A 22,865-nucleotide genomic window follows, 5' to 3' on the forward strand; every position below is an offset into this window, starting at 1 on the left:
CCGGCCTCACGGCAGGGCCAGCACGTGGGATATCCGCCCTTGGCCGGGCCCCGGCAGACCTGACACACCTCCGGGCCGGGCGGTAACGGGTGGACGAGGAAGTTGGTGTAGCGGGCGGACAGCCCGACGACGGTTGCCATCCGGGTCGACCGATTACGCCCAGGTCAGTTCGCCCGTGGTGGGGACGAGGGAATCGAGTCGGCTGAAGACGTCCTCAGGCCCGTCGATGACGGTGGTGTTCGGCCTGGACGCGTACTCCCTGGCCCACTCGTGGGTGAGGAGAGAGCGCATCAGGAAAACCGGACGGCCGTGCTCCAGCGCGAGGCGGGCCTGCATCCGCGCACCACTGCGATAGGCCGCCTCGATCACGACGGTGGCCAGGCTGTAGCCGCTCATCACCGCGTTGCGCATCGGGAAGGACGTCTTCGAAGGCGGGGCGTCCGGCCAGAACTGCGAGATCAGCAGACCGCGCTCGGCGATCTCCTCCTGAAGCCGCGCGTTCTGGGCCGGGTAGGCACGGCGGAGCCCGGTCCCGACCACGGCGACGGTACGGCCGCCGACGGCAAGGGCGGTGGCGTGGGCCGCGGTGTCGATACCGGCGGCCAGACCGCTGACCACGGTGACACCGCGTTCTGCGAGTCCGCCCGAGATTGCGCGGGCATGGGCGAGGCCCTCGGGGGTCGGAGTACGAGTGCCCACGACAGCGACCCTCAGGTCGTCCTCGACGGGCCGCCCGCGCAGGAAAAGAAACGGAGGGCGCTGGTGGACCAGCCTCAGCAGGAGCGGATAGTCCTCATCAAGAACCGTGACCAGCCGCAGCCCTTCACGCTCCCAGCCGGCGATCTCGGCGGCGACACCGTTCAGGTCGGCTGAGGGCCCGGTGTCGAAGAGCGCGCCCTGCCCGGAACCGTCGAGCACGTTCTCCAGGATTTCGTGGGCACTGCCGACCGTTTCGATCTGATCGGTGAGCTCTGACCAGGGACGATCGCCGCGCCGCAACAGTGCGACGAGGGCGGCTCGCTCCAGTTCCCGGTCCATGCGGCAAGTATAGGAACAGCATCCGAAGCGCCCGGCTGCCTTGTGGGGCGGTGCGGGCGGGCACGGAATCAGGCCGCGCATGCGCCCTCCCCCGGTGTCATGAAGCCGGACCGGCAGTCGCGGCAGTGGCCGGGGGCCGGGGCGCGGAACACCCGGTTGCAGCCGTCGCAGTCCTGGAAAGGGAGCGGGCGGTGCGTGCCACCCGTGGGCGCGCCGGTGTCCGCCGCCGGCACGGGGGCGGGCGGGAGGTGCGGGGGCAGCAGTTCGCGGAGGCGGTAGGCGATCACGCCGGCCGGGTGTTTCATGAGCACCGGCAGGTCGGCGGTCAGGGTGTGGTGGACGGCGGCGGGGGTGGCGCCTCGTGTGAGCCAGTCGATGACACTCGGGGCCATTCTGTTCACGTCGCGGAGGGAGAGGGTGAGGCGCGGGTCCGTGCGGCGCAGGCCGGCGAGCAGCGTGACCGCCTTCTCGTGCAGCCCGTCACGAGGGGCGCCGTCACGAGGCTCGGACACCGGTTCGGGCCGGTCAGGGGTGTGTGGCTCGTGGCCGGGTTGGTCGTCCTCCTGCGACGGTTCCCCTGCCTCCGGAGCTGCCGCCGCCTCGTCCGCCCCCGCGCGGGCCGCCCCCGCAGGCCCGACCGGCCCGACCGGAACAACTGCGTCCGCCAAGCGCACGGACGCCGGCGTGTGGTGGGCGTACGTACGCGTCACCAGGCGGCCCGTCTCCGTGTGCTCGCGCACCCGCTCCAGGTAGCCGTGCGCCTCCAGCTCCCGCAGCGCGAACGCGATCCGGTCCCGCCCCTCGGGGAAGCGCTCCGCGAGGCTGCGGATGTCGACCGGGGTTCCCTCGGGCACCGACAAGATGTGGGCCGCCAGACCGATCGCCGTCAGCGACAGCTCGCGGTGCTGGGCGAGGTGGTTGCCGATCACCACGTACTGACCGGACTGGTACGTGCGTACGTGTGTGACACCGGAGGGTGTGGCGGATCGCCGAACACCCTGAATCGGGCGCGGGGCGGGGCTAGTCTTCTTCTCAGCCATGGGGAAGGTCTCGCTTCCTCGTTGGTCAGGCCCTCGCAGTGGGATGCCAGTCCCGGCGGGGGCCGATGCATGTACGGGCTTGCGGGAGAGCCGAGTCGTCTCGTTGCTCCGAGCCTGAGAGTGCCCGCCCCCATCACCGACGCGCCAGCCGTTCCGGCCGATTTCACCCGGCCGGGTGACGAAAGCGAGGTTTGGTTGGTTGGTTGGGTTTTTCCCCGGAGTTATTAGGTCTTTACCGCCTGCGGCCCCGGCGCCCGGGCCACCGCGCCCCGGTCTTCCCGGCTCCGGTGCACCGCCGTCCGGAGGGCCGCCGCGACAGCCCGGAGCGCCGTCATTCCCCCTGGTCACGCCATTCGCACCGCACTTCCGCCCACACGGTCTTGCACGGCACCGGCCCCCGCACCACACCCCAGCGGTCGGCCAACTCCTCGACGAGCAGCAACCCGTGACCCGACTCCCCGGGCTCCGGTGCGTCACACCCGGCCACGGGAACGCTCTCTCCCCTGGCATCGGTCACCTCGATACGCAGCACGCCGTGCGCGGTGACCACGAGGGTCAGCCGGAAGTCCCGGCCCGGGACACGGCCGTGCAGCACCGCGTTCGCGGCGAGTTCGGCGACGATCAGCCGCGCCGGGTCCAACGGCAGTTCCCAAGAGCGCAGTTGCTCGGTGGCGAGCAGCCGGGCCAGACGGGCACCCCGGCGGGTGGCGGACAGCGGCACGGTGAACTGGTGGAGCGGGGTGCGCGGTACGGCGATTTCCTGATTCACATCACTCAGCGTGTTCGGTCGAGTGCCCGCTGTGAAGCGGGATGTCCCGTGCGACCGGTGGCTGTCCGCGGCGTGTCCGGTTCCGTCCGGGCTGCCCGGGGAGAAGGCGCGGGCGCCGGTGACGACCCGGAACCCTCAGGGCGACGGCAGCGGAAGGCAGGGCACTCGCGGGTGCCGCAGGTGCTGTCCGCCGTCGTGGACGCACAGGGTGAAGGTCTCCGGCCCCGGCCGTCCCGCCGCGTCGTAGGCGTCGAGAACGCACTCGACCCGTTCCCACAGCCGCACCGGACCTCCCTCCCGCACCTGCCAACCGCCACCGGCCGGCGTCAGCGCGGCGGCCGACCCGCTGACCACGTCGATCAGGTGCACGACGTCGCCGACCGTGGTCAGTTGCGCGTCGGGCACCGCGCTCTGCGCGAGGAAGCGCAGAGGGAAGGCCTCCTCGGTCGCGGCGGTGATCCGCTCGGGACCGTGCCGAGCGACCCGCGGCCTTCCCGGCAGCCCGGCCGCCCAGTGGCCGGGGTTGCCGAAGGCCGGCGCCGCGTGCGTACGCGCCGGCATGAAGGAGACCGTGCCGCCCAGCAAGCGCCCCTCGGCGGTGCCGTCCCCGGCGACCGTGAGCAGGACGCGGGCGTACCCGTAGAGCCAGCCCGAGAGCGTCAGCAGGATCTTGCCGCCCGGCCGGGTCTGGGCGACCAGGGCCGGGGGCACGGCCCGGAAGGAACAGGCCGCGACGATCCGGTCGAACGGGCCCCGGGCCAGTACCCGTACAGCCCGTCCGCGACCGCGAGAGCGGGTGTGTGACCGCAGCCGTGCAGCGCGCTCGCGGCCCGCTCCAGCCGGTGCGGGTCCACCTCGACGCTCGTGACGCCGGCCGATCCAAGGCGTTCGCAGGCGAGCGCGGTGGAGTACCCCGTCCCCGTACCGATCTCCAGCACCGTCTGCCCCTCCCGCACGTCGGCGTCGGCCCACATCCGCACCACGAGCGACGGCAGCGTGGAGGACGAGGTCGGGGCTCCTCCGTGGCGCTCGGCCGGGTGCTCCCAGTCGGGTTCGTCACCGTCGAACTGCGTGATGAGCGTGGTGTCGGAGTACGCGGCGGCCAGCCAGCGCCCGTGGTCGAGGCGGGCGGTGACCGGCTGCCACCGGGTCAGCCCCTGCCCGTCGCACTCCTCCCCGGGCAGGTAGAAGCCGGGCACGAACCGGTGCCGGGGCACCTTCTCCACCGCCACCCGCCAGGCCGGATCGTCCAGCGCCCCGCGTACGGCGAGGTCCTCCGCCATGACCGCGCGCAGCCGCGCGGCATCGGTTTCGAGGTCGACGGGCAGCGTCATGAACGGCCCTTCCTTTCCAGGGTGAGAAGGTCGGCGAACGCCTCGGTGATGTCCTCGGCGTCGGGAAGCCGGCCCCACTGTCCGTTCGGGTTGCACTCGATGGCCGTCCAGTGTTCCGGGTCGTCCCCGTCACCGGTGAGCGCGAAGTCGAAGCAGCCGAAGACCAGACCGAACGAGGCCAGGTAGGCGTACAGCGCCGCCTCGACGGGCGGCGGCACGGTGATCGGGGCGTGGAGCAGGGCGCCCCAGTCGCCCCGGCGCCAGTCCAGCGCGCCGTCGGGTGCGGCGATCTGCTGGGCGAAGACACGACGGCCGACCACGGTGACGCGTACGTCACCGGTCTTGGGGATCTCGGCCTGGAACAGGTGGGCGGTCACGGTGAGGGTGTCGTCGAAGGTCTCCGGGTCGACCCGCTGGGTCCAGATCGCTCCGGCGTGCCCGTCGTCACCGGCGGGCAGGCCGCGGAACGTCTTGCAGACGACGGGGCCGTGGGCGGCGGCGAACTCCTCCGCGGCCTTGCGGTCATTGGTGATCAGCGTCGGAGGAATCCTCAGCCCGAGCCGGGCGAACCTCCGGAGCTGGGCGGGCTTGGACTCCGCACGGGCCACCGCGGCCGGGTGGTTGACGTACCGGGCGCCGGACAGGGCGTTCAGGACGCCGCCGAGCCCGTGCCGCGCCTCGGTGGCGGCGAAGTCCCGCTGCTGCCGGGGCAGGTGCGCGAACCGGGCGCCGTACGGAGTGGGGCGGCGGCAGTACACCGCCGCCACCTCCTCCGTCTCCACCTCCCGGCTCGCCGTACGCAGCCGCCCGCTCCACGCCGGACGGTCCGCGTCGGCGCGGAAGCCGAACGTCAGGGCGGGCCCGATGTCGGCGGGTTCGACACGGACGACGGACACCTCGCGCTCGTTCAACGCGGCGACGACCCGGTCCGCGGTGACGTCCTCCAGCGCGGTGACGACCAGGACGGTGGAAGCCATCCGGTCAGTCCGACTCGTAGTCGGTGGTGCTGTCGTCCTGTGTCTGGGACTGCGGACCGTTCCCGTCACCGCCCCCGGACACGGAGGCGGTACCGGTCGTCCTCGACGTCCCGTGCTTGCCCATCTCGACCGGCCGCCCGGCGGTGTCGGCGTAGCGGGCGGTCTGCGTGACGGGGTCGAGCGTCACGGTCGCGTACGGCGGCGGCCCGACCGGCAGCCGGTCGGTGACCAGACGCAGCGCCCGGGGGGTCTCGGGGGCGAGTGTCGTCATGGGGTGTCCCTTCTCTGTCCGCGATGCGGAGTTCCAGATTCTCGCCACCCAGCGTGCTCATGCGTGTGCACACTGTGAATTAGGGCAGCTCGTACGGCCTGTGGCTGTACGCCAGTTGTCCGGTTTCTGTCCGCCCTGCCCGGGGTGACCGGGCGCGGGCGGCCGGAGTTGGTCCGGGGAAGGGCGCGCGACGGAGGGCGGCGAACATGGGTGAGTGGGAAGCAGGGCTGGACGACGAAGAGGCCGGGGCCGTGATGCGGACGGTCACACGGCAGTTGAAGCTGTGGAGGGAGGCGGCCGGCCTCACGCAGGCGGAGTTCGGGGCGGCGATCAAGTACGGGGAGGAGACGGTCTCCTGCGTGGAGCGGGGGCGGCGGATCCCCCGGCCGGAGTACTTGGACGCGGCGGACGAGGTCCTGGGCGCGGGCGGAAAGATCGCCGCGATGAAGAAGGACGTGGCGGAGGTCCGGTACCCGAAGAAGGTACGGGACGTGAAGCGGCTGGAGGCGGAAGCCGTCGAGATCTGCTCGTACAGCAACTCTGTCATTGACGGCTTGCTGCAGACCGAGGCGTACGCGCGGGCTGTGTTCAGCTCTCGGCGACCACCCTTCACAGAAGAGGAGCTGGAGCAGCAGATGGCTGCGCGTACAGCTCGCCAAGAGATCATCAGCGGCGACACCTCGCTGCCCGTCTTCAGCTTCGTTCAGTGCGAGTCGACGTTGCGACGCCCCTACGGGGGCAGAATGGTGATGCGCGAGCAGCTCGAACGACTGTTGCAGTTGGGCAAGTTGCGGAGCGTTGACCTCCAGGTCATGCCTCTTGGGCGTGAGGGGAACGCCGGGGTCGATGGCCCGTTCCGAGTCCTTCGACTCAAGGATAGAACCACTGTGGGATCCAACGAAGTTCAGCTCACCAGCCGTGCGATCGTCGACCCGAAACTCGTTCAGATCCTTGAGATCCGCTACGGGACCATCCGATCTCAGGCTCTCACCCCCGAGGAGTCCCTGGCCTTCATCGAAAAAATGCTGGGAGAGCCATGAGCTTCAAGCCTGCCTTTGAGAACGGGACAGCACTCATGTGGATAAAAAGCAGCTACAGCACGGATGACGGCCCGTCCTGCGTCGAAGTGGCCTGGAAGAAGAGCAGCTACAGCGGCGCTGACACTCCCTCCTGTATCGAGGTGGCCACCGCCCCTGACCACATCCTCGTCCGTGATTCCAAAAACCCGGACGGCCCCCGCCTTGCCCTCACACCCACCACCTGGACCGCCTTCCTGCCGTACGCGTCCGAGCAGTGACGTAGCAAACACACGTGGTCCGCGCCCGGATACACGGGTGCGGGCCACGGGTGCTGTCAGTCGGAGGACGGGGCCGCTACCTCCTTCGACGAGCCCTCTCCCCGGGCCTGCTGCAAGGTCTCCGCGATCGCGGCGACTTCTCCAGAGCGGCGCGACCGTCCCCGGCGGCATTTACGGCAGCGGACCGCGCCATGCGGTGAGCAGCAGTGTGCCGGCCGCTCGCGGCCCCTGCCCGGCAGGCAGGAGGTCGCCGCTGATCCGGGGCACCGGCCACGCCGACTGTGATCAACTCTCTTCGCCGCGGTGGTGACGTCGGAGGCCGGACGAAGAAGGGCGCCCCCGAAAGGGCGCCCCTCCTCACCTCAGGTCGTCGACCGACGCCTCCGCGCCCCCGGCCGCCGCTCGCTCGGCCGGGTCACCGGATCGCCCGCGTCCAGCGCGGCCATACGGCGGCGCATACCGAAGTCGGCCAGGGCCTCCGCCAGCTTGTGGACCGACGGCTCCGGAGCCATGACGTCGACCCGCAGGCCGTGCTCCTCGGCCGTCTTCGCCGTCGCCGGGCCGATACAGGCGATCACCGTCACGTTGTGCGGCTTGCCCGCGATGCCGACCAGGTTCCGCACCGTGGACGACGACGTGAACAGCACCGCGTCGAAACCACCGCCCTTGATCGCCTCACGGGTCTCCGCCGGCGGCGGCGACGCGCGCACGGTCCGGTAGGCCGTGACGTCGTCGACCTCCCAGCCCAGGTCGACGAGCCCGGCGACCAGCGTCTCCGTGGCGATGTCGGCGCGGGGCAGGAACACCCGGTCGATCGGGTCGAAGACCGGGTCGTACGGCGGCCAGTCCTCCAGCAGACCGGCGGCCGACTGCTCGCCGCTCGGCACCAGGTCCGGCTTCACACCGAAGGCGATCAGCGCGTTGGCCGTCTGCTCGCCCACCGCGGCGACCTTGATGCCGGCGAAGGCACGCGCGTCGAGCCCGTACTCCTCGAACTTCTCGCGGACCGCCTTGACCGCGTTGACCGAGGTGAACGCGATCCACTCGTAGCGGCCCGTCACCAGGCCCTTGACCGCCCGCTCCATCTGCTGGGGCGTGCGCGGCGGCTCGACGGCGATCGTCGGCACCTCGTGCGGCACGGCCCCGTAGGACCGCAGCTGGTCGGAGAGCGACGCCGCCTGCTCCTTCGTACGCGGCACGAGCACCTTCCAGCCGAACAGCGGCTTGGACTCGAACCACGCCAGCCGGTCGCGCTGGGCGGCGGCGGAACGCTCACCGACCACGGCTATCACCGGCCGGCTGCCGTCCGGGGACGGCAGGACCTTCGCCTGCTTCAGCGTCTGCGCGATCGTGCCGAGCGTCGCCGTCCAGGTGCGCTGCCGGGTCGTCGTACCGGCGACGGTCACCGTCAGCGGGGTGTCGGGCTTGCGTCCGGCGGACACCAGTTCGCCCGCGGCGGCGGCCACGGAGTCCAGCGTGGTGGAGACGACCGCCGTGGCGTCCGACGCCCCGACCTCCGTCCAGCACCGGTCGGACGCCGTGCGCGCGTCGACGAACCGCACGTCCGTGCCCTCGGCGTCACGCAACGGCACACCGGCGTACGCGGGTACGCCGACCGCGGCCGCGATACCGGGGACGACCTCGAACGGCACCCCGGCCGAGGCGCACGCCAGCATCTCCTCGGCGGCGTACGCGTCGAGCCCGGGATCACCGGACACCGCACGCACGACCCGCCTGCCGCCCCGCGCGGCCTCCATGACAAGATGTGTCGCATCCCTCATCGCGGGGACACCAACGGTTGTCGACGCGCCGTCGACGACCGTCAGCTGGGGCGTGCCCGGAACCGACGGATCGGCGTCCGTGTGCACCTCGGCGACGCCCTGCCTCGCGTGCGTCCGTACGACGTCGAGCACCTCGTGCTCGGCGACGAGGACGTCCGCGTTGGCCAGCGCCTCCACGGCGCGCAGAGTCAGCAGTCCCGGATCCCCGGGTCCGGCACCGAGGAAGGTGACGTGCCCGTGTTCCGGAGGGGCGGGAAGGGTGGTGGGGCTCACTGTGCTCGCTCCCCCATTAGACCGGCCGCGCCCTGCGCGAGCATCTCGGTGGCGAGTTCGCGACCGAGTGCCATCGCCGCGTCGTGCGTCTCGGGCACGGGACCGGTGGTGGACAACTGCACCATTGTGGTGCCGTCGATGGTGCCGACGACGCCGCGCAGGCACATTTCCTTGACAATCTGCCCGTCGGCCTGGGGATTTCCCCGGAGCCGAGCGAAGTCGAGAACTGGCGGAAGGTCGGCCAGTGCCCCCACGGGAGCGCTGCAGCCGGCCTCCAGGGCGGCGAGCAGTGACCGCTCGGCCGTCACGGCGACCCGGGTGAACGGGTCGTCGAGCTCGGCGAGCGCCGCGATCAGGTCCGCGTCGTCCGCGGCGCACTCGATCGCCAGTGCCCCCTGGCCGGGGGCGGGCAGAACCGTGTCGACCGACAGGAAGTCGGTCACCTCGTCGCTGCGTCCGATCCGGTTCAGTCCGGCGGCGGCCAGCACCACCGCGTCCAGTTCGCCCTTCGCGACGTACCCGATGCGGGTGTCGACGTTGCCCCGGATCGGGACCGTCTCGATGTCCAGGCCGTGGCCGCGCGCGTACGCGTTCAGCTGCGCCATGCGGCGCGGCGAACCGGTGCCGACGCGGGCGCCGCGCGGCAGGTCGGTGAACTTCAGCGCGTCCCGCGCCACGATCACGTCCCGCGGGTCCTCGCGCACCGGGATCGCGGCCAGGACCAGTTCGTCGGGCTGCGCGGTCGGCAGGTCCTTCAGCGAGTGCACCGCGAAGTCCACCTCGCCGCGCACCAGCGCCTCCCGCAGCGCGGCCACGAACACGCCCGTGCCGCCGATCTGCGCCAGGTGCTCGCGCGAGACATCGCCGTACGTGGTGATCTCGACGAGCTCCACGGGCCGTCCGGTCACCTGGCTCACGGCATCCGCCACCTGCCCGGACTGGGCCATGGCGAGCTTGCTGCGCCTGGTCCCCAGCCTCAGTGCCTTCTCACTCATGCCGGCCCTCGGTTCTCTGCGTTCTTCTCGGTGCTTTCCTCGGCGCGGGAGACGGAGGCCACCGTCTCGGGGTCGAGGTCGAACAGGGTGCGCAGCGCGTCCGCGTACCCGGCGCCGCCGGGCTCGGCCGCGAGCTGCTTGACCCGTACCGTCGGCGCGTGCAGCAGCTTGTCGACCACCCGCCGCACGGTCTGGGTGATCTCCGCGCGGTGCTTGTCGTCCAGGCCGGGAAGCCGCCCCTCCAGGCGGGCGATCTCTCCGGCCACCACATCGGCCGCCATGGTGCGCAGGGCGACCACGGTCGGCGTGATGTGCGCCGCCCGCTGCGCCGCCCCGAACGCGGCGACCTCGTCGGAGACGATACGCCTGACCTGGTCCACATCGGCAGCCATCGGAGCGTCCGCGGACGCCTCCGCGAGCGATTCGATGTCGACCAGGCGCACCCCGGCGAGGCGGTGCGCGGCCGCGTCGACGTCGCGCGGCATCGCGAGGTCCAGCAGGAAGAGCACGGGCTCGGGACGCGGCGGCTCGGCCACCGGCTGCGGACGGCGCCGCTCGGGGATCCGGCCGACGGCGGACACCGTCGCGGCCAGCGCGCCGATCAGCTCGGCGTCGGCCCCGGGACCGCCGCGTGCGGTCTCCCGGCGGTCGACGGTGGCGCTCGCGACCCACGCGGCGTGCTGCTCCAGCGTCGCCGCGTCCATGCCGGCGACGGCGGCCTCCCCCATCACGGAGAAACCGGGCTGTACGGCGGACAGGTCCAGCGGGCAGTTCTCGTCGCCGCCCGCGGGGGCGGCGGCCTCCACGGCCGGCGCGGGGCCGGCGGCCCGGGCGGGCTCCGTGGTGGCGGGGGGTTCCGTGGCGGGGGCGGCGGGCCGCTCGACCCGGCCCTCGACGCCCGCGGCGATCGCGTCGGCCGTCAGGACCAGTCCCGTCGCGCCGGTGCAGGAGACGACGACGTCTGCACGTGTCAGTTCGAAGGGCACCGAGCCCATCGGCACCGCGCGGGCCGGCACGTGCGTGTCGTCGCCCCCGGTGAGTATCTGCGCGAGACGCTCGGCGCGGTCGGGCGTGCGGTTGGCGATCACGACCTCGGCGACACCGGCCCGCGCGAGCGTGGCCGCGGCCAGCGAGGACATCGACCCGGCACCGATGACCAGGACCTTCTTGCCGCGGGCCCATGCCCCGACCGGCGTACCCAGGGCCAGCTGCTCCAGTCCGAAGGTGACCAGGGACTGCCCGGCGCGGTCGATGCCGGTCTCGGAGTGGGCGCGCTTGCCGACCCTGAGCGCCTGCTGGAACAGATCGTTCAGCAGCCGTCCGGCGGTGTGCAGCTCCTGCGCCCGGGCCAAGGAGTCCTTGATCTGGCCGAGGATCTGGCCCTCGCCCACGACCATCGAGTCCAGTCCGCAGGCCACCGAGAACAGGTGGTGGACGGCCCGGTCCTCGTAGTGCACGTAGAGATAAGGAGTGAGCTCCTCCAGGCCGACCCCGCTGTGCTGGGCGAGCAGCGTGGACAGCTCGGCGACACCGGCGTGGAACTTGTCCACGTCGGCGTACAGCTCGATGCGGTTGCAGGTGGCGAGGACCGCCGCCTCATCGGCCGGTTCCGCGGCGACCGCGTCCTGCAGCAGCTTGACCCGCGCGTCCACGCTCAGCGAGGCCCGCTCCAGCACGCTGACCGGCGCGCTGCGGTGGCTCAGTCCGACGACGAGGAGGCTCATGCCGGCATCACGGCGGGTACGTCCCCGTCGGGCCCCTGGTCGGTGGCGGAATCGGTGCGGGGCGCGGCCGGGACGGCGGCGGCCCCCGCCGCGCCCTCCTCGCCGGCCTTGCGCTGCTCGTGGAAGGCGAGGATCTGCAGCTCGATGGAGAGATCGACCTTGCGCACGTCGACGCCGTCCGGCACGGACAGCACGGTGGGCGCGAAGTTCAGGATGGAGGTGACCCCGGCGGCCACGAGCCGGTCGCAGACCTGCTGGGCGGCACCGGCGGGGGTCGCGATCACACCGATCGAGACGCCGTTGTCGCGGATGATCGACTCCAGCTCGTCGGTGTGCTGCACCGGGATCCCGGCGACGGGCTTTCCGGCCATCGTGGGATCGGCGTCGATCAGCGCGGCGACCCGGAAACCACGGGAGGCGAACCCGCCGTAGTTGGCGAGGGCGGCGCCGAGATTGCCGATTCCTACGATCACAACCGGCCAGTCCTGGGTCAGGCCGAGTTCGCGGGAGATCTGGTACACGAGATACTCGACGTCGTAGCCGACGCCCCTGGTCCCGTAGGAGCCGAGGTAGGAGAAGTCCTTGCGCAGCTTCGCGGAGTTGACCCCCGCGGCGGCGGCCAGCTCCTCGGAGGAGACCGTGGGCACCGAGCGCTCCGAGAGCGCGGTGAGGGCACGGAGGTACAGCGGAAGCCGGGCGACGGTGGCCTCGGGAATTCCTCGGCTACGGGTCGCCGGTCGGTGAGTTCGGCCAGTTGCCACGGTGCTCCTGCGGGTAGAGCGGGGCTTCAGGCGGTCATACGTCCCCGGACCGCCCCGTCGAATGCAGGCTATGCCTTTGTGAACGCGTGCACAAAGATTGTGTCCGATTTGTCCAGCCAACGTGACCGGGGTCACGCGCCCCCGGCGCGCGGGTGGAGAACCGTCGCATGTCCACCACCGTTCCTTGCCTTCTGGGGGCAAAACCGCACACTCTCCTCCGTGAATCCCGCCCCCGAGACCGACCTGCCATCGATCCTAAGCGACTTCCGGACACCTTTGGACTGACCGGTCAGTCACCGAGAGCCCTGCGGAGGCGGCCCTCGTCCACGCGCCAGAAGGTGTGCTGACTGCCGTCGACGAGGACCACGGGGATCTGCTCCCAGTACCGCTCGTACAGCTCCCGGTCCTGGGTGATGTCCTTCCGCTCCCACGGGACGCCGAGCTCCGCGCACACCTTCTCCACCACCACCTGTGCGTCGTCGCACAGGTGACAGCCGGGCTTGCGCACGAGGGTGACGAGCCGGTCCCGCGGGGCGGCCGGGCGGTTGCGGTGGAAGAGAGGGCTCATGCGGGCCATTGTCGCGCGCGCCCCGGCGGCGCGGACCCGCGAAGTTCACGGGGCTCGAACCTCTCCGTCCCGGAACAGCCGGGCGGACTGGCTATGCTCACGCCATGGCCGCTCTAGGATGGCTCACTCCCCGTAGGCGCCCTGCCACGGCGCGGAGTGTGTTGGCAGGCGAGGCCTCCGCGGAGGCAGCGCGCAAGTCCACCCAGGACGTTTCCGAACGCGAACCGGAGTTCCCGGTACACGGCGACGACCAGGCCGCCGCGTTCTTCGACCTGGACAACACGGTGATGCAGGGCGCGGCCCTGTTCCACTTCGGGCGGGGCCTGTACAAGCGCAAGTTCTTCGACACCCGCGACCTCGCCCGGTTCGCGTGGCAGCAGGCGTGGTTCCGGCTGGCCGGGGTCGAGGACCCCGAGCACATGCAGGAGGCCCGCGACTCGGCGCTCTCCATCGTCCGGGGTCACCGCGTCTCCGAGCTGCAGTCCATCGGCGAGGAGATCTACGACGAGTACATGGCCGAGCGGATCTGGCCGGGGACCAGGTCGCTGGCGCAGGCGCACCTGGACGCGGGACAGCGGGTGTGGCTGGTCACGGCGGCGCCGGTGGAGATCGCGCAGGTGATCGCCCGCCGGCTGGGGCTGACCGGGGCGCTCGGGACGGTCGCCGAGTCGGTCGGCGGCGTGTACACGGGCAAACTGGTGGGCGAGCCGCTGCACGGCCCGGCGAAGGCGGAGGCGGTGCGCGCGCTGGCGCTGGCGGAGGAGCTGGACCTGAGCCGCTGCGCCGCCTACAGCGACTCGCACAACGACATCCCGATGCTGTCCCTGGTGGGCCACCCGTACGCGATCAACCCGGACTCCGCGCTGCGCAAGCACGCGCGCCGCATGGACTGGCGCCTGCGCGACTACCGCACCGGCCGCAAGGCGGCGAAGGTCGGCATCCCGGCGGCGGCGGGCGTCGGCGCGGTGGCCGGCGGTACGGCGGCGGCCATCGCCCTCCACCGCAGGCGCCGCTGACCGTCCCCCCGGACACCCGGTCAACCTCCGCGGCCGCCCCACCCGTACGGCCCCGCGCCTGATCGACACCGACCGGGCGGCGCGCCCCACCCGCGAACACGGCCAATCCAGCGGCCGTACCCCGCAACCCGTCTGTCCAGTCCTCTTGGCTGCACACGGCCACGACTCGCCCCACACCGACCCGAACGTGAAACATTTCGATCAACATCCGGTCACCATCTGGCACTTGATCGCACGTCAACCGGTTACGGAAGCGACGTAACCGGTGAATTGGGCAACTGGGTGTAGCAGCGCCTGCACGAAGCGTTATTCTCCTCAGACGCAATCCGGTGCCCACCCATCGCTACGTCGGGTGAATGGTCCCGTACTGCACGTGATGGAAGCTCTGCCTCTGGGAGACCCGTGTACCCACACGTCGGGGTTGACGCCTCGGGCCTGGCTACGCTGCGCGCGACAGTCGCGACAGCCCGAGACATGTTGCGCGGCATCGTCCCCGCCGCACACACCGTCCCGGCATTCGCCACCGCCCTCGCCGGCTCGTACCAGGCCCCCGCCAACCCCTGCTACGCCCTCGCCGACGGCACCGCCGCGGTCGGCCGACGAGGACGTACCTCCGCCACCGCCGCCCGCCGTCCCGCCGCCGACAGTGACAGCGCCCGGATGATGGACCTCGTGGAGCGCGCCCAGGCCGGCGAGGCCGAGGCCTTCGGACGGCTCTACGACCAGTACAGCGACACCGTGTACCGGTACATCTACTACCGGGTCGGCGGCAAGGCGACCGCCGAGGACCTGACCAGCGAGACCTTTCTGCGAGCCCTGCGCCGCATCGGCACCTTCACCTGGCAGGGGCGCGACTTCGGCGCCTGGCTGGTGACCATCGCCCGCAACCTCGTCGCCGACCACTTCAAGTCCAGCCGCTTCCGGCTCGAGGTCACCACCGGGGAGATGCTCGACGCCAACGAGGTCGAGCGCTCCCCCGAGGATTCCGTTCTCGAGTCCCTGTCCAACGCCGCCCTCCTCGATGCCGTACGACGACTCAACCCCCAACAGCAGGAGTGCGTCACGCTTCGGTTCCTCCAGGGTCTGTCCGTCGCCGAGACCGCCCGCGTGATGGGCAAGAACGAGGGCGCCATCAAGACCCTCCAGTACCGGGCCGTCCGTACCCTCGCCCGGCTCCTCCCGGAAGACGCCCGCTGACCGGCCCCGGTCCGCGACCTCCAACTCACGCTGTGTGAGACCTGGTTGGCTTCCGCATTCGGTCCTGGGGCGTCCGTAACCCAAGTGCCGCGCCACTCGTTGTGCGGGATACAGGCTCCCTGTGGTCACCCCCTGACCGGCTTCGATCACCCGATCGTGTGGTCCTGGTCAGGGCGGGAACCCTCAGGACCCCCTGGGGAGTCGACCGTCATGACGAGAGGAGGTGCCGCCAGTGATCGCGAACGTATCGGCGCACCGGCGGGCGAACGCCTTCGCCCAGGCTCTGGAAGAGCAGCCCGACCGGGGTACGGCGGCCGAGCAGTCCGAAAGACCGGCCCCGGCACCGGCCGCCACGCGGACCGAGCCGGCACAGCTGCTCGCGCTGGCCTCCGGCCTCGGCGCGCTGCCCAAGCCGGAACTGGACCCCGAGGTCAAGGTCGTTCAGCGGGCCCAACTGGTGGCCGCGTTCGAGGCCATGCTCCAGGAGGGCACCGCGGCGGGCGAGGCGACGGACCGGGCCGTACCCGAACAGCGCTCGCGCCGGACCCGAGGCACACACCGGGCGACCCCGCTGGGCAGGCTGCGGCCCCGGTCGCGGCTGGCCAGGGGGCTCACCGCCGGCGGACTCACCGTCGGGGTCGCCGCCGGCGCCCTCGGCGGAGTGGCCGCCGCCAGCTCCGACGCCCTGCCCGGCGACTCCCTCTACGGCCTCAAGCGCGGCATCGAGGACGTCACCCTCGGCTTCGCCGACGGCAGCGACGAGCGGGGCCGGGTCTACCTCGACCACGCCTCCACCCGCCTCGGCGAAGCCCGCCGGCTGATGGAGCGCGGACGCAGCGGCCCGCTCGACCACGAGTCCCTCGGCGAGATCCGCCGCGCCCTGTCCGGCATGCGGCACGACGCCGCCGAGGGCCACCGGCTGCTGCGCCAGGCGTACGAGCGCGACCCGGACTCCCTGAGCCCCATGCAGGCGCTCTCCTCCTTCTCCCAGGCGCACCGGGCGACCTGGGGCACCCTGCGCGACCGGCTGCCCGAGCAGCTGGGGGACGTCAGTGAGCAGGTCTCGTCGGTGTTCGACGCCATAGACGAAGACGTCGCCCCGCTGCAGTCCCTGCTCCCCCAGCCCCCGGCCCGGGACGACGGTGACGGGGCACGGGAGCGCGGCCCCGCCTCGACACCCGACGACCCCTCCGCCACCGGCACCTCGCGGTCCCCCGGCACGGGCACCTCCGGCGGCAGCGGCTCGGGCAGTGCCGGCCCCTCCGCTTCCGCCGACGCCGACCGCCAGGACGACGGCCTGCTCGGCGGCGACACCGGCGGCCTGCTCGACCCGCCCGAGGAGAACGGCACCAGCACCTCGCCGCCGCCCACCGGCGACCTCCCCCGGCCGCCCGCCCCCGATGTCACCCTCCCGCCTCTCCTGCCCGGGCTGATCCCCGGTCTGGGCATCGACGGCGAGGACGGGGAGTAGGACGCTGGGGCGCCCCCTCGACGAGAGGGGGCGCCCCAGAGCCGTCTCGACGTCGCCCCAGAGCCGTCTCGACGTCGCTCCGAGGGCGTCCCAAAGGTCGCCCCACAGGTCGTCCTAGAAGAACACCGACCTCCGCTGCACCAGCAGCTTGTACAGCGTGTGCTGGATCTGTTCCCTGACCTGGTCGGTCAGGTTGAACATCAGCATCGGGTCCTCCGCCGCCTCCGGCGGATAACCGTCCGTCGGAATCGGCTCACCGAACTGGATCGTCCACTTCGTCGGCAGCGGAATCATCCCCAGCGGCCCCAGCCACGGGAATGTCGGCGTCAGCGGGAAGTACGGAAAGCCCAGCAGCCGGGCCAGCGTCCTGGCGTTGCCGATCATCGGGTAGATCTCCTCCGCCCCGACGATCGAGCACGGAATGATCGGGGCACGCTGCCGCAGCGCGGTGGAGACGAACCCGCCGCGCCCGAAACGCTGGAGCTTGTAGCGCTCGCCGAAGGGCTTCCCGATGCCCTTGAACCCCTCCGGCATCACCCCGACCAGCTCGCCCTGCCCGAGGAGGCGTTCGGCGTCCTCCGCGCAGGCCAGGGTGTGACCGAGCTTGCGGGCGAGTTCGTTGACCACCGGCAGCACGAACACCAGATCCGCCGCGAGCAGCCGCAGATGACGCCCGCCCGGGTGGTGGTCGTGGACGGCGACCTGCATCATCAGACCGTCCACCGGCACCGTTCCGGAGTGGTTGGCGACGATCAGCGCGCCGCCCTCCGACGGGATGTTCTCGATGCCCTTCACCTCGACCCGGAAGTACTTCTCGTACACCGGGCGCAGCAGGGACATCAGCACCTGGTCGGTGAGTTCCTCGTCGTAGCCGAAGTCGTCGACCTCGTAGTCCCCGGTGAGCCGGCGGCGCAGAAAGGCCAGCCCGCTCGCCACCCGCCGCTCCAGAGCGCCCGCGCCGTCACCGGAGCCGTCGCCGGTGACCCCACCGGCGCTCTCCTCGGTCCGTCCGTCCCCACCGGTCACGGACCCATCATCCCGCGCGGACGCCACGCCCGGCAGCGGCTGGACCTCCCCCACCGCCGCCGGTGGCTGCGCGCTGCCCTGGCGCGGGCTCCCCGCACCCCGGCGGCGCGACGGGCGCTGCGCGCCACCCCCACGGGAGCGGTGGTCGTCGTCGAACGGAATGACCTTGGCGTCCGCCATCGTTGCTGCGCTCCTCAGTTGGCGCTCTGCGTCGGGGAGTGACCGCCGCCCGGCAGGGGCAGCGCGGCGATCCGGTCGACTGCCCTCTCGACGGCCTCCGGCGGAAGCAGCCCGGGACCGCGACCGCGCACGAACTCCGCAAACGTTTCGGCAGTCGTGTACTTCGGGGTGAAGCCCAGCGTCTCCCGCATCTGGTCCGTCGCCACCACCCTCCCGTGGGTGAGCAGCCGGATCTGCTCGGGCGAGAAGTCCGTCATCCCCAGCGTACGCACCAGCGAACCCGCCCAGGTGACCGCGGGAAGCGGCAGCGGTACGGTGGGCCGGCCGAGCCGCCGCGAGCACTGCGAGAGCAGCAGGACGCCGTCACCGGCGATGTTGAAGGTGCCGCTGTTGAGCGTGGAGCGCCTCGGGTCGTGCGAGCCGATCCGCAGCACCTCGATCACGTCGTCCTCGTGCACGAACTGCAGTCGCGGGTCGTAGCCGAACACGGTCGGCAGCACCGGCAGCGCGAAGTACGACGCGAGCGGGCTGTCCGCGGCCGGGCCCAGGATGTTGGCGAACCTCAGCACGCACACGGCGACATCCGGCCGGCGGCGCGCGAAGCCGCGCACATAGCCCTCGACCTCGACCGTGTCCTTCGCGAAGCCACCGCTGGGCAGGGACTTCGGCGTGGTCGTCTCGGTGAAGACCGCCGGGTCGCGGGGCGCGGACCCGTAGACGTTGGTACTGGACTTCACGACCAGCCGCCTGACGCTCGGGGACTTCTGACAGGCACCCAGCAGTTGCATGGTGCCGATGACGTTGGTCTCCTTGAGCGTGGCCCGGCTGCCGCTGCCGAGCGGCGTACCCGTGACATCGAGGTGCACGACCGTGTCCGCGCCCGTCTCGGCGAGCACCCGCGCGATGGTCGGCTGACGGATGTCCGCCTGGACGAAGTCGGCACCGCCCAGGTGGTGCTCGGGCGGGACGGCGTCGACGGCGATCACCCGGTCCACTTCGGGATCACGCTGGATCCGCCGGACGAAACGGCCTCCCAGCTGACGGGCCACCCCGGTCACGAGCACGACCTGTCCCAAGATCAGCGCCTTCCTTCTCGCCCTCGTCCCGACGGTCAACCTATCGGTTCGCCGTCGCTCTGCGACCTCCGCCCGATGCGTGACGTGACGAACCACCCCGGACGAACGAACGGACCCGGCCATCCGGTCGCCGTGCCCCACGGCCCGGGTACCCGCTCGGCGCACGGCAGTGGCCCCCCACCGGAGTGCGGTGGGGGGCCACTGGACACGCTCTCGCGCTGTCGCCTACTTCTTGTTGCGACGCTGGACGCGCGTGCGCTTGAGCAGCTTGCGGTGCTTCTTCTTGGCCATCCGCTTGCGCCGCTTCTTGATAACAGAGCCCACGACTACCCTCGCTCACTTCTCATCACTCGGTGTTTGGGCGCCATGGGCCCACACGACCTACGAGGGGCTAGCCTACCCGTCCGAGGGCTGAGGTCGTAATCGAGGTGCCCGGGGAGGCCCGTGAGTGCCCGGTACGGGTCTCCCCGGGGCGCCGTCAGGCGGTTTCCACCCCCACGTAGCTCTCGCGGAGGTACTCGTGAACCGCTTGCTCCGGGACGCGGAACGACCGTCCCACCCGGATCGCGGGCAGATGACCACTGTGCACCAGCCGGTACACGGTCATCTTCGACACTCGCATCACCGAGGCGACTTCCGCCACGGTAAGGAACTGAACCTCGTTCAGAGGCCTCTCGCCAGCTACAGCCATGACACACCTGAACCTTCCGCACTCGACGGCCACCGGCTTCCCCTTCCGGTGACTCTTCGTCGCTGCGTGCTCACTCCCCAATGTAGGGGCGGGTGATGCGAGTGGGGAAGAGGTGCACCCATCGGCGGCCTACTGTGACAGACACGCTCGATTGAGTACGTAGCGGGCCAGCGGCAGGTAGTAATCGGACCGCGCACCGTCATCAAGTGGAACGACGGCGGAGACGGCCCCCTCGGCCTGACCGACGAACGGCGCGGGGTCGTTCACATCGGCCGGGCCGACCGCCTCGAACCCCAGCTGACCTGCACCGCAGACCCATCCGTGGTCCCCGATCACCAGCCCGGGAAGCGGCCCGCCGGCGTCGGCCGCCGCGGCGAGCGCGGTCCGAACCGGCACCGGGGAGTGCGTGTGTGCGCCGGGCTCACAACCGGGGCGTTCCGGGGCGGCGCCGCGGACGAGCCCGACTCCCCGTACGTAGTCGAGGTTGTACGTGCGTAGACCGAACCGGGTCGTTATGTCGACACAGCGACCCTGCGCCGGGGTGAGGACAGCACATCCCGCCGCCGACAAGCCGTCTGCCAGCGCGGCGTAGAAGCCGAGCAGCCGGTGCGGGTGCCCGGTGCCCAGAAGGACCGGCACCCCGCGCCGGGCGGCGGCCGCCAGCCGCTCCGCGAAGGCGTCCAGGGCGGCCAGGGTCCGTTCGGGGTCGATCACATCATGGCCGGAGATGTGCCCCGGGTCGGCCGAAACCCCGCATCGGTCCGCCATCAACGCGATCAGATCCCGTTCTCCCCATACCCGTTCGGGATCCAGCCCGATCAGGACGCGCGGATCCCGGGCGGCGAACAGCCGGTAGCTGCGCAGGCTCTCCTCGCGCGTGGTGCCCACGATCCCGGCGAGCCGGGCGGCCAGGAGGTGCGCGCGAAGGTCGAAGGCGGTCGGCACGCAAGCGATGCTGCGGGATACGGGGGCGCCGTACCGGCGGAACGGGGCGGGCACCGCACGGTCGGCGTAACGGACCCTTGGCTCACGGCGGGCGGTGAGGGTGGGATCAGGCAGCGGGCACGACCGTCCTGCCGGGCAGCCGCCCGGCGCCGGCGCCGGCGTCCTCATGCACGGCGGCCGGCTCGGCCACCGGGCGGTGGGGGGCGACGTGCATCCGCGGCTTGCCGGCATCCACCTTCCGGTGCCGCGGGACACCGGCCGTTCCACCTCGGCGACCCGGTCGTGTTCAGGGAAGCAGCCCCCGCAGCGGGAACACCGCGCGCCGTGCCGCGAGGACCGCCTGGTCCAGCCGGTCCGCCGGGTCGTATCCCGCGTCCCACGCGGCCCAGGAGACCGGCCACCGCCCGTCGGTCATCCGCCGCGGCGCCGGCTGCCGGGTCCGGGCGTACACCTCCTGGCGCCAGCTCTCGGGAATCACCGTCGCGGGATCCACCGGCCGCTCCGCCGCTATGCCCACCAGATGCGTCCAGGACCGCGGCACGACCTCCACCACCGCGTATCCACCGCCGCCCAGCGCCACCCACCGCCCGTCGGCGTACTCGTGCGCCAGCTCGTGGCACGCCGTCTGCACCGCCCGCTGCGCGTCCAGCGACACCGCCAGGTGCGCCAGCGGGTCCTCGAAGTGCGTATCGGCCCCGTGCTGCGTGACCAGCACCTGCGGCCGGAAGTCCGCGATCAGCTCCGGTACGACGGAGTGGAACGCCCGCAGCCACCCGGCGTCCCCGGTCCCGGCCGGCAGGGCGACATTGACCGCGCTGCCCTCAGCACCGGCCGCTCCCGTCTCCTCCGGCCACCCGGTCTGCGGGAACAGCGTCCGCGGATGCTCGTGCAGCGACACCGTCAGCACCCGCGGGTCCTCCCAGAACGCCGACTGCACCCCGTCCCCGTGATGCACGTCGACATCGAGGTACGCGATCCGTTCCGCGCCCAGCTCCAGCAGCCGCGCGATGGCCAGCGCGGCGTCGTTGTACACGCAGAACCCCGAAGCCGCGCCCGGCATCGCATGGTGCAGCCCGCCCGCGAAGTTCACCGCGTGCGACGCCTCCCCGCGCCACACGGCCTCCGCCGCGCTCACCGACTGCCCCGCGATCAGCGCCGACACGTCGTGCATCCCGGCGAACGCCGGATCGTCCACCGTGCCCAGCCCGTACGCCTGGTCCGCCGACGCCGGGTCCGCCGACGCGGCCCGCACCGCCTCGATGTAGTCCATCCGGTGGACGAGCCGCAGCGTCGACTCCCCGGCCGCCTTCGCGGCGACCACCTCCACCTCGCGGTCGAGTCCCAGGGCACCGACCAGACTCCGGGTCAGCGCGAGCCGGACCGGGTCCATCGGATGGTCCCGGCCGAAGTCATAGCCCGTTACTGCCTCGTCCCACATCAGCTGTGTGCGGCCACTCATGACCGCCACCGTATCGGTCCGGCCCGAGCCCGAACGACCCGGCGCAGACCAGGGTCACCGGCATCAGCACCATCGGCACCGGCATCGCCCCGCGGTGGCTCCAGACGCGCGACGGCCCCGCCCGCGGCCTCCTCCGCCACGCCGCAGCACCTCCGTCATGGCGGGGAGGGCAGGTCCCGGGGATACCGGTGGGCAGGTCCGGCCGAAGCTGAACCAGTGTCAGCCTTCGGCGATCAGTGTGGCCAACTCCCGCATGTCGTCGAAGAGTCGTGTGGCCCCGGCGAGCTTCTCGGCGGGGGTCATCGCGGTGAACCCGTACACGTCCATCCCGGCCGCGACCGCCGCCCGCACGCCCAGCGGGCTGTCCTCGACGACCACGCACCGCTCGGGCGTCACCCCCATCCGCTCGGCCGCGTACAGGAAAAGGTCCGGTGCCGGCTTCCCCCGGCCCACGTCCTGCGAGCTGAAGATCCGCTCGTCGTCGAACCACCGGTCGAGCCCGGTGGTCCGATGCCCCACCCGGATCCGCTCATGGCTCCCCGACGAGGCCACGCAGTAAGGCACCCCGTCCGCGGTCAGTTCCTCCAGTACGTCCATGGCGCCGACGACCGGCTTCAGCTCCCGTTCGAACGCGGCGAAGACGCGCGCGTGGAACACGTCGTCGAAGTCCGCCGGCAGCCGCTGCCCGGTCCGTTCCGCCACGAGATCGTGCACGCGGTGCATGGCGGACCCCATGTAGTCACGGATGGAGTCGTCGTACGACGTCGGGTGACCGAGCTCGGTGAGATAGGCGGCCAGGAGCCGGTTGGAGATCGGCTCGCTGTCGACGAGAACGCCGTCGTTGTCGAAGATGACGAGGTCATAGCGCATGACTCGACCCTAAACGCAGAAAACCCCCGTGCCGAATGGCACGGGGGTCTCCTCAACGATTGTTCGGCGGCGTCCTACTCTCCCACAGGGTCCCCCCTGCAGTACC

The 22,865-nt window shown here is 71.6% G+C and carries 22 protein-coding genes and 2 pseudogenes; 5 read left to right on the forward strand and 19 right to left on the reverse strand.

Annotated elements, in window-relative coordinates:
- Window positions 1-153: 153 nt before the first annotated feature.
- The 6 genes and pseudogenes from ACF07S_RS31295 to ACF07S_RS31320 all read right to left on the reverse strand — a co-directional run bounded on the left by ACF07S_RS31295 (window position 154) and on the right by ACF07S_RS31320 (window position 5,429).
- Window positions 154-1,038: a DNA-processing protein DprA gene (locus tag ACF07S_RS31295; RefSeq protein ID WP_391965982.1), complete on the reverse strand. Its 885-nt coding sequence runs from the start codon at window positions 1,036-1,038 to the stop codon at window positions 154-156.
- A gap of 68 nt (window positions 1,039-1,106) precedes the next feature.
- A complete protein-coding gene (locus ACF07S_RS31300; RefSeq protein WP_391975714.1) occupies window positions 1,107-1,970 on the reverse strand; it encodes a helix-turn-helix domain-containing protein in 864 nt (287 codons plus the stop codon).
- 439 nt (window positions 1,971-2,409) lie between these two features.
- Complete coding sequence (locus ACF07S_RS31305; RefSeq protein ID WP_391975715.1) at window positions 2,410-2,847, reverse strand: ATP-binding protein; 438 nt, start codon at window positions 2,845-2,847, stop codon at window positions 2,410-2,412.
- A gap of 135 nt (window positions 2,848-2,982) precedes the next feature.
- A pseudogene (tgmC, locus tag ACF07S_RS31310) lies at window positions 2,983-4,181 on the reverse strand (ATP-grasp peptide maturase system methyltransferase).
- The gene (gene tgmB, locus ACF07S_RS31315; RefSeq protein ID WP_391975716.1) at window positions 4,178-5,158 is read right to left on the reverse strand and encodes an ATP-grasp ribosomal peptide maturase; all 981 of its coding nucleotides are present in this window, start codon (window positions 5,156-5,158) and stop codon (window positions 4,178-4,180) included. Before tgmB ends, tgmC begins: the two are co-directional and overlap by 4 nt.
- Before the next feature lie 4 nt (window positions 5,159-5,162).
- Complete coding sequence (locus ACF07S_RS31320) at window positions 5,163-5,429, reverse strand: putative ATP-grasp-modified RiPP (RefSeq protein ID WP_391975717.1); 267 nt, start codon at window positions 5,427-5,429, stop codon at window positions 5,163-5,165.
- Between the two features lie 206 nt (window positions 5,430-5,635).
- Here ACF07S_RS31320 and ACF07S_RS31325 point away from each other — a divergent pair, with 206 nt between their 5' ends.
- Window positions 5,636-6,469 (forward strand): helix-turn-helix domain-containing protein, encoded by an 834-nt coding sequence (locus ACF07S_RS31325; protein ID WP_391975718.1) that lies wholly within the window; start codon window positions 5,636-5,638, stop codon window positions 6,467-6,469.
- Window positions 6,466-6,726 (forward strand): DUF397 domain-containing protein, encoded by a 261-nt coding sequence (locus tag ACF07S_RS31330; protein ID WP_391975719.1) that lies wholly within the window; start codon window positions 6,466-6,468, stop codon window positions 6,724-6,726. The genes ACF07S_RS31325 and ACF07S_RS31330 overlap by 4 nt, the downstream gene beginning before the upstream one ends.
- 362 nt (window positions 6,727-7,088) lie before the next feature.
- Here ACF07S_RS31330 and ACF07S_RS31335 read toward each other — a convergent pair whose 3' ends face one another.
- The 5 genes from ACF07S_RS31335 to ACF07S_RS31355 all read right to left on the reverse strand — a co-directional run bounded on the left by ACF07S_RS31335 (window position 7,089) and on the right by ACF07S_RS31355 (window position 12,828).
- Window positions 7,089-8,780, reverse strand: coding sequence for a uroporphyrinogen-III synthase (locus ACF07S_RS31335; protein ID WP_391965969.1), 1,692 nt, complete (start codon window positions 8,778-8,780; stop codon window positions 7,089-7,091).
- The gene (gene hemC, locus ACF07S_RS31340) at window positions 8,777-9,775 is read right to left on the reverse strand and encodes a hydroxymethylbilane synthase (protein ID WP_391965968.1); all 999 of its coding nucleotides are present in this window, start codon (window positions 9,773-9,775) and stop codon (window positions 8,777-8,779) included. Before hemC ends, ACF07S_RS31335 begins: the two co-directional genes overlap by 4 nt.
- On the reverse strand, window positions 9,772-11,499 hold the full coding sequence (locus ACF07S_RS31345; protein WP_391965967.1) for a glutamyl-tRNA reductase: 1,728 nt from the start codon (window positions 11,497-11,499) through the stop codon (window positions 9,772-9,774). Before ACF07S_RS31345 ends, hemC begins: the two co-directional genes overlap by 4 nt.
- A complete protein-coding gene (locus ACF07S_RS31350; RefSeq protein WP_391965966.1) occupies window positions 11,496-12,260 on the reverse strand; it encodes a redox-sensing transcriptional repressor Rex in 765 nt (254 codons plus the stop codon). Before ACF07S_RS31350 ends, ACF07S_RS31345 begins: the two co-directional genes overlap by 4 nt.
- A 289-nt stretch (window positions 12,261-12,549) precedes the next feature.
- Entirely contained in the window at window positions 12,550-12,828 is a 279-nt protein-coding gene (locus ACF07S_RS31355; protein WP_391965965.1) for a glutaredoxin family protein, read from the reverse strand.
- Between the two features lie 104 nt (window positions 12,829-12,932).
- Between ACF07S_RS31355 and ACF07S_RS31360 the strand changes: the two genes are divergently transcribed.
- The 3 genes from ACF07S_RS31360 (at window position 12,933) to ACF07S_RS31370 (ending at window position 16,512) form a co-directional block, all read left to right on the forward strand.
- A complete protein-coding gene (locus ACF07S_RS31360; RefSeq protein ID WP_391965964.1) occupies window positions 12,933-13,844 on the forward strand; it encodes an HAD family hydrolase in 912 nt (303 codons plus the stop codon).
- Window positions 13,845-14,246: 402 nt separating this feature from the next.
- On the forward strand, window positions 14,247-15,041 hold the full coding sequence (locus ACF07S_RS31365; RefSeq protein WP_391965963.1) for an ECF subfamily RNA polymerase sigma factor, BldN family: 795 nt from the start codon (window positions 14,247-14,249) through the stop codon (window positions 15,039-15,041).
- A 232-nt stretch (window positions 15,042-15,273) separates the two neighbouring features.
- Entirely contained in the window at window positions 15,274-16,512 is a 1,239-nt protein-coding gene (locus ACF07S_RS31370; protein WP_391965962.1) for a DUF5667 domain-containing protein, read from the forward strand.
- 114 nt (window positions 16,513-16,626) lie between these two features.
- Here the strand turns inward: ACF07S_RS31370 and ACF07S_RS31375 are convergent, their stop codons facing one another.
- The 8 genes and pseudogenes from ACF07S_RS31375 to ACF07S_RS31410 form a co-directional block, all read right to left on the reverse strand.
- Complete coding sequence (locus ACF07S_RS31375; RefSeq protein ID WP_391975720.1) at window positions 16,627-17,718, reverse strand: lysophospholipid acyltransferase family protein; 1,092 nt, start codon at window positions 17,716-17,718, stop codon at window positions 16,627-16,629.
- Window positions 17,719-17,732: 14 nt separating this feature from the next.
- Window positions 17,733-18,794: an NAD-dependent epimerase/dehydratase family protein gene (locus ACF07S_RS31380; RefSeq protein WP_391965960.1), complete on the reverse strand. Its 1,062-nt coding sequence runs from the start codon at window positions 18,792-18,794 to the stop codon at window positions 17,733-17,735.
- Window positions 18,795-19,019: 225 nt separating this feature from the next.
- Window positions 19,020-19,118, reverse strand: a complete 99-nt coding sequence (locus ACF07S_RS31385) for a 30S ribosomal protein bS22 (RefSeq protein WP_003948845.1) — start codon at window positions 19,116-19,118, stop codon at window positions 19,020-19,022.
- A 154-nt stretch (window positions 19,119-19,272) separates the two neighbouring features.
- Complete coding sequence (locus ACF07S_RS31390; RefSeq protein ID WP_389780930.1) at window positions 19,273-19,485, reverse strand: helix-turn-helix domain-containing protein; 213 nt, start codon at window positions 19,483-19,485, stop codon at window positions 19,273-19,275.
- Between the two features lie 129 nt (window positions 19,486-19,614).
- The gene (locus tag ACF07S_RS31395; protein ID WP_391965959.1) at window positions 19,615-20,430 is read right to left on the reverse strand and encodes a phosphatase; all 816 of its coding nucleotides are present in this window, start codon (window positions 20,428-20,430) and stop codon (window positions 19,615-19,617) included.
- 286 nt (window positions 20,431-20,716) lie between these two features.
- Window positions 20,717-21,889 (reverse strand): acetoin utilization protein AcuC, encoded by a 1,173-nt coding sequence (locus ACF07S_RS31400; protein ID WP_391965958.1) that lies wholly within the window; start codon window positions 21,887-21,889, stop codon window positions 20,717-20,719.
- Window positions 21,840-21,992: pseudogene (locus tag ACF07S_RS31405) on the reverse strand (MFS transporter); the annotation flags it as partial. The gene ACF07S_RS31400 and the pseudogene ACF07S_RS31405, both read right to left, overlap by 50 nt.
- A gap of 116 nt (window positions 21,993-22,108) precedes the next feature.
- Entirely contained in the window at window positions 22,109-22,759 is a 651-nt protein-coding gene (locus tag ACF07S_RS31410; RefSeq protein WP_391965957.1) for an HAD family hydrolase, read from the reverse strand.
- Window positions 22,760-22,865: the final 106 nt, after the last annotated feature.

Origin of the sequence: Streptomyces sp. NPDC016640, assembly GCF_043076215.1 — a bacterium.
Classification (GTDB): Bacteria; Actinomycetota; Actinomycetes; order Streptomycetales; family Streptomycetaceae; genus Streptomyces.